Below are 11,507 nucleotides of genomic sequence, written 5' to 3' on the forward strand. Positions count from 1 at the left end.
GCTGGGATCGTCTCGCTGCAATGCTTGAAGGCTATCTACTTGCAACCCAAAGCATAAAACCGGGAATCCCGTAGCCCTTGCGGGGAGGGGTTGGGGGTGGGGGTCCGCGGGCGCTGACTTCAGTGGCGTGAACGCCGGGCGAACAGCAAGCGGCGCTATCGCCGATATCAGGGCATGGGCTTTGACTCTCATGTCGAGCATGATTCGTGGACCCCCACCCCCGACCCCTCCCCGCAAGGGGGAGGGGAGCGCACCGCCGCTGGCGTCAAGGCGAGATTCCAACGCTCGCAGATCAATCAAGCCTGCTTCATCCGCACTCAGAACGACGTGCCGCCGCCGAATCTGAACTCCTGGACGGTGTCGTATTTGCCCTTGGACAGCGGCACCGCGTAGTCGAAGCGGAGCGGGCCGAAGGGCGAGGCCCAGATCAGGCCGACTCCGACGGAGGAGCGCACCACCTTGCTGTCATCGTACAGCAGGCCGCATTTGCAGGTCGCGGTGTTGACCTCGCCGGTCGCCGCCCAGGAGGTCGGGCCCTGATAGCCCCACAGCGAACCGGCATCGGCATAGACGGCGCCCTTCAAGCCCACTTCCTTCGGCAGGAACCAGAACGGCATCTGCAGCTCGGCCGAGGCGCCCCAATATTTGGTACCGCCGAGCGCGTCGCCGGTCGCGCCGAGGCTCGCATAGGTGATGTCGCGCGCCCCGATTCCGTTCGAGGCGAAGCCGCGCACCAGGCTTGGTCCCATCTGGAAGTGGTCGAGCATCCGCAGATCCTTGTCGCCGATCTTGTTCAGCATGCCGCCCTGCAGGTGGATGATGCCGACAATGTCGGCCACCAGCGGCGAGTAATACTTCGCATCGACCGCCGACTTGAGGTAGCTGACGTTGCCGCCGACGCCGGCGAAATCCTGCTTCCAGTCGATCAGCAGACCATCCGTCGGGTTCTTGTTGTTGTCGAGCGTGTTGTAGCTGAGCGTGTAGCCGAGCGCGGAGGTCAGCGCGGCGCCGTCGCTCAGCTCCTTGCGGACCGGCAGGCTCGACTCGCCATCGCCGTAGCAGCCCCAGCCATAATAGCCCGAGCTGGTCGAATTGGTCGGATCGACGCCGCCGAGCACGCTCTTGATGTACGCCGGGGTCGGGTTGAAGGCGAGCAGGCTGTTGGCGGTATTGTTGTTGCAGTTCTTATAGTAGGACGGCAGCGATATCTCCTGGCGATAGAGCGAGTATCGCAGCTGGAGCGAGAGGTCTTCGCGCAACTGGAAGCCGAGCCGCGGGCTGAAGCCGATCGTCGTCACGCCATAGCTCGTATAGCTGTTCGCCAGCTGCTGCTTGTAGTAGACATCCAGGCCGAGCGCGATCCGGTTGTCGAGCAGATAGGGCTCGACGAAGGACAGCGAGACGCCCCTGCTGTATTGGCCGTAGCTCACGGACGCCTTGGCGTACAGACCGCGGCCGAGGAAGTTGCGCTCCGAAACCGAGACCTCACCCAGCGCGCCATCGGTGGTCGAATAGCCGCCGGAAACGGAGAGGTCGCCGGTCGACTTCTCCTCCAGATTGACCACGAGGACGACGCGGTCGCTCGACGAGCCCGGCTCGGCCGTGATCTTCACCTCTTTGAAGAAGTCGAGGTTCTTCAGCCGGCGCTCGGCGCGGTCGACCAGCGCGCGGTTGTAGGCGTCGCCCTCGGACAGATCGAACTCGCGCCGGATCACGTAGTCGCGGGTGCGGGTGTTGCCGCGGATGGTGATGCGCTCGATATAGGTGCGCGGACCCTCGTCGACCTGGAACACGATCGCCACCGTGTGGGCTTCCAGATTGCGGTCGCCGCGCGGACGCACGACGGCGAAGGCAAAGCCGCGACGCGAGGCCTCGATCTGCATCTCCTCGACCGACTTCTCGAGCTGCTCGACGTTGTAGAGCGCGCCGACATTGACGCGCGAATAGCCGCGCAGCGTGTTGGCGTCGAGCGCCGCGACGCTCGACTGGAACTGCACCGAGCTGACGCGGTATTGCTGGCCCTCCTCGATCTGGAACGTGACCAAGAAGCCCTTCTGGTCCGGGTCATATTCGCTGAGCGCCGCGACGACCTGAACGTCGGCGTAGCCGTTCTTCAGATAGAAGCGGCGGATGAGGTCGCGGTCGGCCTCGACGCGATCGGGGTCATAGACGTCGTTGTTGCCAAGGAAGCTGAGCCAGTTCGTTGCGTGCGTCTTGATGACGTCGCGCAGGCGCGCGGCGGAATAGGTGTTGTTGCCGACGAAGCTGATCGACTTCACGCCCGTCTTGACGCCCTCTTCGATGGTGAAGACGAGGTCGACGCGGTTGTTGGGCTGCTCGATGATCTCCGGCGTGACGCGCACGTCGTAGCGGCCGGAGCGGCGATAGATCTCGGCGATGCGCTGCGCGTCCGACTGCACCATCGGACGGGACAGCGTGCCACGCGGCTTCGACTGCACTTCCGCCGTGAGCTGTTCGTCCTTGACCTTCTTGTTGCCCTCGAAGGCGACGCGGCCGATCACGGGATTCTCGACCACGCGCACGATCAGCCGGCCGCCCTGCCGGTCGATCTTCACGTCGGCGAACAGGCCGGTCTGGACCAGGGCCTTGAGGCCGTCGTCGACCTGGCCGGCATCGAGCGTGCCGGTGGGACCCGGCTTGAAATAGGAGCGGATGGTGTCGGATTCGACGCGCCTGTTACCCTCGACGGTGATCGCGCTGGCGACGGCGGGTGCCGCCGCGGCCATACGGGGCAGCGAGGAAACGGGCATGGCCAGCAGCATCAGGGCAAGCACGCCCGGCAGTCTCAGACGCATCATCGACGCTCTTTCGAAAGTCAGAGTCCTCGGCGCGCAGACGTTCGTCGGCACGCCACCGGAATCGCTGATGCCCGTCAAAGATGGTCGCGATGCGCCGATCTCGTTTCGTGAAATGTCTGATGATGCTGGATGTGACTGAGTGTTTCCGGTCAGACAAGATTCTCGGGCCAACCGAGCGGCAGAGGGCATGAGCAGCTAATAAGTGCGTCTCCCGCGCTGCGACCAGAAAGCCACGGCTGAGACGGACATCTCCGTTAAGCAATCGGCCCGGCCGCGCCGCATTCGGTGGCTTCCGAAATCAAATTCTACAAATCTTCGGAAGTTGGCAATACGAGGGAAAAACGAGGGTGCTAATTGATCGTCATCCGAACTAAGCCCCCAAGTAGTTCGGCCAAGGCCCGGTGCGCGTAGATTCCCATTGATATTCCGGCGCACCGGGCCGCCCTTTTCCCTCGCGCGCGAGCCGATGGCCCGTAGGATGGACGGAGGCGGTAGTGCCGCGGCTCCATCCGAGGTCGCGGCAGCGCCATGCCCACGGTCTGACCGCGAATGCGCTGCTCGGCGGTCGCCTTGCCCTCCTACGGTTCCCGCCGCCCCACCCGAATCACCACAATGTCCGCCGCTGTTGCGAAATTGCCTCTGGATCGGGCCGGAAAAACCGATCAAAACGGGCGGCAGCGCCGATGGTTAATCGCGTCTTAACCTCGCCCCACCTATGGTGACCACAAAGGCACCGGTTCATGGGCGATCGGCGGCTTCCACTGGTTTGGCGCGCGTTTTACGTATGGCAATGACCGCTTCATCCCCCGCGCCCGCTGGCGCCAGCCATTCGGAGAGCGAACGCTCGCCGTTTGCGCGGCTGAACGAGCTGCTCGCCCCCTACAAGCCGGGCAAGCCGATGATCACGCTCGCCGTCGGCGAGCCGCAGCATCCGGTGCCGGGCTTCGTCGGGCCGGTGCTGGCCCAGCACATCGCCGAATTCGGCCGCTACCCGGCCGCCAAGGGCATCGAGCCGTTCCGCAAGGCGGCCGCCGGCTGGCTGTCGCGGCGATTCGCGCTGCCGCGCGCGATCGATCCCGAGCACGAGGTTCTCGTCCTGAACGGCAGCCGCGAGGGCCTGTTCTTCGCCGCCCATGCGGCGCTCCGCCATGTCGGCCCGCGCCGCGGACGGCCCGCGATCCTGATGCCGAACCCGTTCTATCCGGTGTATGGCGTCGGCGCCCGCACCGCCGGCTGCGACTCCATCTATCTGCCGACCACGCGCGACAACGGCTTCCTGCCGGATCTCGATGCGATCGACGAGGCGACCTTGGCGCGCACCGTCGCCTTCTACATCGCCACGCCCGCCAACCCACAAGGCTCGGTGGCCAGCCCGGACTACATGCGCAAGCTGGTCCGGCTCGCCGACCGCTGGGGCTTTCTGATCTTCAGCGACGAGTGCTATTCGGAGATCTACACGCGACAGGCGCCCGGCAGCATGCTCGAGCATGCCGGCCCCGACTACGCCAACGTCGTCGCGTTCCAATCGCTGTCGAAGCGCTCCAACGTGCCGGGCATGCGCATCGGCTTCGCCGCCGGCGACCGCAAATTCCTCGCCGCCTTCCACGAGCTGCGCAACGTCGCGGCGCCGCAGGTGCCGGTGCCGCTGCAGCACGTCGCGGTGGCCGCCTATGGCGACGAGGCACATGTCGAGGACAACCGGCGGTTGTACCGCGCCAAGTTCGACCTCGCCGACCAGATCATCGGCAACCGTTATGGCTACAGGCGGCCCGATGGCGGCTTTTGCGTCTGGCTCGACGTCGCCGATCGCGGCGGCGACGAGGAGGTGACGCTGCGGCTGTATCGCGACGCCGGCGTGCGGGTTGTGCCCGGCAGCTACCTGGCGCGGCCGCAAGCCGACGGCTTCAATCCAGGCGTCGGCTATATCCGGCTGGCGCTGGTGGCCGATGCCGACTCCACCGGTGAGGCGTTGCACCGGCTGGTCGAGGTCCTGGGATAATCGCGGGGCTGATGCAGATGCCGGCGATCGAACGAGTCATTCCCCTGGTCAACCACCTGCCGACGTCGCTGCGCGACGCGCTGGTGCGGCGGCTGCGCGAGCTCGCGGGCCTCGCGCTGATCGGCCTGTCCGGCATCGCCGCGGCGGCGCTGATGACCTGGTCGGTGCAGGACCCGAGCCTGAGCCACGCCACCTCGCGCGCGATCCGCAACATCGTCGGCTATCCCGGCGCGATCGGCGCCGATCTCCTGATGCAGATCTTCGGCCTCGGCGCCATCATGGTCATCCTGCCGATCGCGATCCGCGGCTGGCGCATGATGACGCACCGGCCGTTCGATCGCGAGGCGCTGCGCTTCGGCGCCTGGGTGCTCGGCGCCGTCATCGCCGCCGGACTTGCCAGCTGCTGGCCGCGCTCGCACGCCTGGCCGCTGCCGACCGGTCTCGGCGGCGTGGTCGGCGACGCCCTGCTGCGCGCACCGGCCGTGGTGTTCGGGCCGCCCGGTGTGATCTATCGGCTGGTGCTCGGCGCCCTTCTTCTGGTTGCGATGATCGGCTGCCTGCTGGTGGCCGGCGGCATGGGCGCGAAGGAAGCCGATCCGAGCCTGCTGGCGGATGAGGACGACGACACGCCGCTGGCCGACCCCGAGGACGACGACGACCGCAAGGCGATCCGGCTCGGCTGGGTGTTCCACGCCATCATGAGCGCGAAGGCGCAGGTCGTCTGGTTCCTGAGCACGGCCTACCGCGCGCTGGTGTCATCAGGCCCGCAGCCGCGCGCCGCCGCCGCAAGCCGGCAGGAGCCGAGCCTGGGCCGCGGCCAGGGCAAGCCGACGCTCGCGCCCGAGATGGACGAGCACGGCGGCGACGAGGACGAGGCCGACGAAGGCGAGGACGAAGAAGAGGAGGAGGAGCCCGCTCCCCGCGCCCGCAAGAAGCCCGCGGCCAAGACGCCGGCGCGCAAGTCCAACGACAAATACGACCTGCCCTCGGTCTCGATGCTGGCGGCGCCGAAATCCTCCGACCGCCAGCCGCTGTCGAAGAGCGAGCTGGAGGCCAATTCGCGCGCGCTGGAAGGCGTGCTGCAGGATTTCGGCGTGCGCGGCGAGATCGTCAAGGCGCATCCCGGTCCGGTCGTCACGCTGTACGAGCTGGAGCCGGCACCGGGCATCAAATCGTCGCGCGTCATCGGCCTCGCCGACGACATCGCCCGCTCGATGAGCGCGCTGTCGGCGCGCGTCGCCGTCGTGCCCGGCCGCAATGCCATCGGCATCGAGCTGCCCAACGCGCATCGCGAGAAGGTCTATTTGCGCGAGTTGCTCGTCGCCAAGGAGGCCACCGAGAGCGTCGCCAAGCTGCCGCTGTGCCTCGGCAAGAACATCGGCGGCGAATCCATCATCATCGATCTCGCCCGCACCCCGCACATGCTGATCGCCGGCACCACCGGCTCGGGCAAATCGGTCGCCATCAACACCATGATCCTGAGCCTGGTCTACCGGCTCCGGCCGGACCAGTGCCGGCTGATCATGGTCGACCCGAAGATGCTCGAATTGTCGGTCTATGACGGCATTCCGCATCTCCTCACGCCTGTCGTCACCGATCCGAAGAAGGCCGTCGTCGCGTTGAAATGGGCCGTGCGCGAGATGGAGGAACGCTACAAGAAGATGGCCAAGCTCGGCGTGCGCAACATCGACGGCTACAATGCCCGTCTCGGCGAAGCGCGCGCCAAGGGCGAGGAGCTGACCCGCACCGTCCATACCGGCTTCGACAAGGAGACCGGCAAGGCGATCTACGAGGAGGAGAAGCTCGACCTCGATCCCCTGCCCTACATCGTCATCATCGTCGACGAGATGGCCGACCTGATGATGGTCGCCGGCAAGGACATCGAAGGCACGGTGCAGCGCCTCGCCCAGATGGCGCGCGCCGCCGGCCTGCACGTCATCCTGGCAACGCAGCGCCCGTCGGTCGACGTCATCACCGGCACCATCAAGGCGAACTTCCCGACCCGCATCTCCTTCCAGGTCACCTCCAAGATCGACAGCCGCACCATCCTCGGCGAGATGGGCGCCGAGCAGCTGCTCGGCCAGGGCGACATGCTCTACATGGCCGGCGGCGGCCGCATCAGCCGCGTGCACGGCCCGTTCTGCTCCGACGAGGAGGTCGAGAAGGTCGTCAAGCATCTGAAGGCACAGGGCTCGCCGGAATATCTCGAGGCGGTCACCGCCGAGGAGCCGAGCGAGGAGGATGGCGCCGTGTTCGATGCCACCGGCATGGGCGGCGGCGGTGGCGACGACCTGTTCTCCCAGGCGGTCGCCGTGGTCAAGCGCGACCGCAAGGCCTCCACCAGCTACATTCAACGCCGGCTGCAGATCGGCTATAACAAGGCCGCTTCGCTGATGGAGCGGATGGAACAGGAAGGCATCGTCGGCCAGGCCAACCACGCCGGCAAGCGCGAGATCCTGGTGCCCGAGGAGGAAGGCGGATTCTGACGGCCCCGATGGCCGCAGAAACGCCGCTTCGGTGCCCGATCTTCACGCGATTACGATCACGCTGCCCGCCCGATCCGGGATAGAACGCGTAAAACTCAGGACGTCGTTTTGAAAAGCTCCTTGTTGAACAGCACGTTTTCGTATCACGCAGCTTCGCGCGGGCGCCGGATCTGCGCCTGGCTGGTCGCCTGCGCCGTGACGACATGCTCTGTCGCCGGTGCGTCCGGTCACGCCGCCGCGCAGGGCACGCCGGCTCCGAAATCAGGCCCGAAGAGCGGCTCCCAGCTCAGCGCCTCCGACCAGCAGCGCTCGGGCCAGAGCCCTTCGACCACCCAGTCCGCCCCGCCCAACCCGATCATTCCCGATCCCCGGCGCAACGTGCCGGCCAGCATCTTCACCTCGTTCGACGCCAACCAGAAGGCGCAGGCGGCCAAGGTCAGCGCCTATCTGTCGTCGCTGCAGACGCTGGTCGGGAACTTCGTCCAGGTCGGCCCGGACGGCAGCAAGACCAAGGGCGATTTCTACATCCAGAAGCCGGGCAAGGTCCGCTTCGAATACGAACCGCCGACGCCGATCGACATCATCGCCGACGGCTCCTCGCTGGTCGTGCGCGACCGCAAGCTCGCGACCCAGGACGTCTATCCGCTGTCGCAGACGCCGCTGCGCTATCTGCTGTCGGACCGCATCGACCTGCTCAAGGACACCAACGTGATCGCGGTTGCGGCCGACGACCTCTACGTCACGATCACGATCGAGGAGAAGCAGGCGCTGATCGGCACCAGCCGGCTGATGCTGATGCTCGGCGTCAAGGATGGCCAGCTCAAGCAGTGGACCGTGACCGATCCGCAGGGCTACGACACCACGATTGCCGTCTACAATCTCGATACGACCAAGAAGCTCGATCCGGCGATGTTCAAGATCGACTTCACGGCCTATCCGAGCACGCCGCCGGGCTGACGCCGCCTCTCGCGCTCGCTCAGCGCGATTCGAGCCCGCGCACCTTCCATTGCGCTTCGGACAGTGCAAGCTTCTCGAAGCGCTTGCGCGCCTCCTCGAGGTCATCGGCCGGAAGCGCGTCGCAGCCGGGCCGGCCGCGCAGGATCATCGACGTCGTCGCCCAGCTCAACCGCGCCGCCTTGCAGGCCAGCAGCAGATCCGTGAGACGATCCTCCTCCAGCAGCGCTTCGATCGTCTCGATGGTGACGACGCAGAGCAGCGCCAGCGCTGCGATCACGGCAGGGAAATCGCCGGTGGCGCAGAAGCGGTTGACGGCGGAGTCGCCGAGCTTGCCGGTGCGGCTGAGGGCGGCAACCTCGGCCTTGACCTGCTGATAATCCCAGATCGCGCGCATTGCCGCGCCGGGCGAGCGGGTCGGCGTCGCCTGCAGGGTGGCGCGGGTCGCCGGCGGTGCGGCCTTGATGAAGCGGGCGCGGGCGCCCTCGCTCGCCGCGGCGACGAAGGCCCGCGACAGCTTGGCCGGCAGATCTGTGCGCAGCGCGAGCTTTTCGGCGAGATCCTCGTCGCGCTCGGCGATCTTGAACAGGCTGCGATAGCCATCCTCGGACAGCCGGGCGGAGAGGTTCTGTGCCAGCGCCATGCGCACCGCCGGAAAGCCGCGTGCGATCAGCTGCGTCGTGAGGCTGTCGCCAATGCCCCTGCGGCTGGCGAGCGCGACGAGATGCGCCGGGCTGCCGGTGCGGATGAACTCAGCGAGGTCGCGCTCGGTCAGCACCGCCGCCTTGGCCAGCATCGGCCCGGCGACGCGCAATTCGGGGTGAACGGCGAGCAGCCGCGCGGTGGCGTAAGGCGCACGCTCGACGCCGGCGAGCGCCATGCTCAGCTCGGCCAGCAGCTCGGTCGCGACCTGCGGCATCAGCCGAGCGAACATCTGGTCGTAGAGATCGAGCTGCTCGTCCGATGCGGGCCGCGGACCGGCCAGGAACAAGCTGGTGGTCCGGCGCAGCAAGTCGGTGGCGAGCTCGGACACCGTCCGCGCATCACCGGCGGGCGTCTTGGCGGTCGGAGCTGCCGCAGGCGCTGGAGGCATCGCACGTCCCTCGTTGGGCGCCTCTTGGCTATGACAGAGGCGCGGGTCGATCATCAATTGAGGAAGAATGCGAAGGCCGGACTAAAGGGGCGTTAAGCCCGGCGGACGGAGCTGCAACCCGCGCGGCTGTCGTTAATGGACTGCAACAGAGCGTGGCAACGACCGTGTTCCTGTATTGTTCTTGCGAACAATCCCTGCTTCCGCTAGCTTAGTCGCTGGGAGGGGCATCATGGTCCAGCGCGTTTCCACCGTCGCCTTCGAGGGGATCGAGGCCCGCGCGGTCGACGTGCAGGTCCAGGTCGCGCCCGGTCTGCCGGCGTTCGCGATCGTCGGCCTGCCGGACAAGGCGGTGTCGGAAGCGCGCGAGCGGGTGCGCTCGGCGCTGATCGCCTCGGGCCTGGCGCTCCCGGCGCGGCGGATCACCGTCAACCTGGCGCCGGCCGACGTGCCGAAGGAAGGCAGCCATTACGACCTGCCGATCGCGCTGGGGCTGATGGCCGCGATCGGCGCCATTCCGCCGGATGCGCTCGGCGGCTTCACCGTGCTGGGCGAGCTCGGCCTCGACGGCTCGATCGCGCCAGTCGCCGGCGTGCTGCCGGCGGCCATCGGCGCCAATGCGCGCGAGGAAGGATTGATCTGCCCGGCCGCCTGCGGCGCCGAGGCGGCATGGGCGAGCCCGGACTTGCAGATCATCGCGGCGAGCTCGCTGATCCAGATCGCCAACCATTTCAAGGGCACGCAGGTGCTGTCGCGGCCGCAGCCGAAGATCCAGGAGGCACCCGCAAGCCTGCTCGACCTGCGCGACATCAAGGGCCAGGAGAGCGGCAAGCGCGCGCTCGAGATCGCCGCTGCCGGCGGGCATCATCTGCTGATGATCGGCTCGCCCGGCGCCGGCAAGTCGATGCTGGCGGCGCGGCTGCCCTCGATCCTGCCGCCGCTGTCGCCGGCGGAGCTGCTGGAAGTCTCGATGATCGCCTCGGTCGCCGGCGAGATCGAGGGCGGCGCGCTGACGTCACGGCGACCGTTCCGCAGCCCGCATCATTCCGCCAGCATGGCGGCGCTGACCGGCGGCGGCCTGCGCGCCCGCCCCGGCGAGATCTCGCTGGCGCATCAGGGCGTGCTGTTCCTCGACGAGCTGCCGGAGTTCGATCCGCGCGTGCTGGATTCGCTGCGCCAGCCGCTGGAGAATGGCGAGGTCTCGATCTCCCGCGCCAACCATCGCGTCACCTACCCTGCCCGCTTCATGCTGGTCGCGGCGATGAATCCGTGCCGTTGCGGCAACGCCTTCGAGCCCGGCTATGCCTGCAAGCGCGGCCGCATCGACCGCTGCACCGCCGACTATCAGATGCGCATCTCCGGCCCGTTGATGGACCGCATCGACCTGCGCATCGAGGTGCCCGCGGTCACCGCCGCCGACCTGATCCTGCCGCCGTCCAAGGAAGGCTCGGCCGAGGTCGCGGCCCGCGTCGCGGCCGCGCGCGACCTGCAGCGCGCCCGCTACGCCAAAGCCGGCCTGCCGCACATCCGTACCAACGCCGAGGCGCCGGCCGCCGTGCTCGACGAGATCGCCAGGCTCGATGCGCCCGGCCAGAAGCTGCTGCGCGAAGCCGCCGAGACGATGCGGCTGTCCGCCCGCGGCTATCACCGCGTGCTGCGCGTGGCGCGGACGCTCGCCGATCTCGACCACGCCGAGGCGATCGGCCGGCTGCATCTGGCCGAGGCGCTGTCGTATCGCGCGCTGGCGGAGGACAATCGCCATGCGGCGTAAAGGCGCCCCGTCCCCTCAACACTCTGGTAACGACTTCTCTTTACGCTCCGACAACCATAGGGCCCGCGTTCCGTCATCAGGCCTTCCGCGTCGGTGCGTATCATGTTGCGTTTCAAGGTCCTCGTCTCGGCCGTGCCGCTGATCGCGGCCGCGGTCATCGCCAGACTCGAATTGGTGCCCTCCCCGCAGCCCTGCATTGCCGTCGGTGCCGACAGCGTCTCGCTCGGCTCCGCGCCCTTTCACGCCGATCTCCATGTCGACTTCACCGATGACCCCGCGCGCGCAACCACGCCTCATCACCGACCGATCCGGTTCTGTGAGCCGGGCTAACGCCCGGTTCACCATCTCTGCACGGCAGAATCGCGCGTGCACGACCTTTCAAAGTCTC

Annotated in this window: 8 protein-coding genes; 6 read left to right on the forward strand and 2 right to left on the reverse strand. The window is 67.3% G+C overall.

The features are described from left to right. Window positions 1-317 precede the first annotated feature (317 nt). Window positions 318-2,819 (reverse strand): outer membrane protein assembly factor BamA, encoded by a 2,502-nt coding sequence (gene bamA, locus QX124_RS24910; RefSeq protein ID WP_315798566.1) that lies wholly within the window; start codon window positions 2,817-2,819, stop codon window positions 318-320. Between bamA and QX124_RS24915 the strand changes: the two genes are divergently transcribed. The 4 genes from QX124_RS24915 (at window position 2,770) to QX124_RS24930 (ending at window position 8,261) form a co-directional block, all read left to right on the forward strand. After that, on the forward strand, window positions 2,770-2,958 hold the full coding sequence (locus QX124_RS24915; RefSeq protein ID WP_315716967.1) for a hypothetical protein: 189 nt from the start codon (window positions 2,770-2,772) through the stop codon (window positions 2,956-2,958). The two genes, bamA and QX124_RS24915, sit on opposite strands and share 50 nt — an antisense overlap. A gap of 645 nt (window positions 2,959-3,603) precedes the next feature. Further along, window positions 3,604-4,818 (forward strand): aminotransferase class I/II-fold pyridoxal phosphate-dependent enzyme, encoded by a 1,215-nt coding sequence (locus QX124_RS24920; protein WP_315798567.1) that lies wholly within the window; start codon window positions 3,604-3,606, stop codon window positions 4,816-4,818. 11 nt (window positions 4,819-4,829) lie between these two features. Continuing rightward, window positions 4,830-7,304, forward strand: coding sequence for a DNA translocase FtsK (locus tag QX124_RS24925; RefSeq protein ID WP_315798568.1), 2,475 nt, complete (start codon window positions 4,830-4,832; stop codon window positions 7,302-7,304). A 123-nt stretch (window positions 7,305-7,427) separates the two neighbouring features. Next, window positions 7,428-8,261: an outer membrane lipoprotein carrier protein LolA gene (locus QX124_RS24930; protein ID WP_409997748.1), complete on the forward strand. Its 834-nt coding sequence runs from the start codon at window positions 7,428-7,430 to the stop codon at window positions 8,259-8,261. A gap of 19 nt (window positions 8,262-8,280) precedes the next feature. On the opposite strand, the gene QX124_RS24935 is transcribed toward QX124_RS24930, so the two are convergent. Beyond that, the gene (locus QX124_RS24935; protein ID WP_315798569.1) at window positions 8,281-9,351 is read right to left on the reverse strand and encodes a DUF2336 domain-containing protein; all 1,071 of its coding nucleotides are present in this window, start codon (window positions 9,349-9,351) and stop codon (window positions 8,281-8,283) included. Between the two features lie 229 nt (window positions 9,352-9,580). Here QX124_RS24935 and QX124_RS24940 point away from each other — a divergent pair, with 229 nt between their 5' ends. Together QX124_RS24940 and QX124_RS24945 are read left to right on the forward strand one after the other, a co-directional pair. Continuing rightward, window positions 9,581-11,119 carry a YifB family Mg chelatase-like AAA ATPase gene (locus QX124_RS24940; protein ID WP_315785025.1) on the forward strand — a complete coding sequence of 513 codons (1,539 nt, stop codon included), beginning with the start codon at window positions 9,581-9,583 and terminating at the stop codon, window positions 11,117-11,119. Window positions 11,120-11,221: 102 nt separating this feature from the next. Beyond that, on the forward strand, window positions 11,222-11,449 hold the full coding sequence (locus QX124_RS24945) for a hypothetical protein (protein ID WP_315798570.1): 228 nt from the start codon (window positions 11,222-11,224) through the stop codon (window positions 11,447-11,449). The last annotated feature ends 58 nt before the right edge of the window (window positions 11,450-11,507 follow it).

Source organism: Bradyrhizobium sp. SZCCHNRI3043 (genome assembly GCF_032377735.1).
Taxonomy (GTDB): Bacteria; Pseudomonadota; Alphaproteobacteria; order Rhizobiales; family Xanthobacteraceae; genus Bradyrhizobium.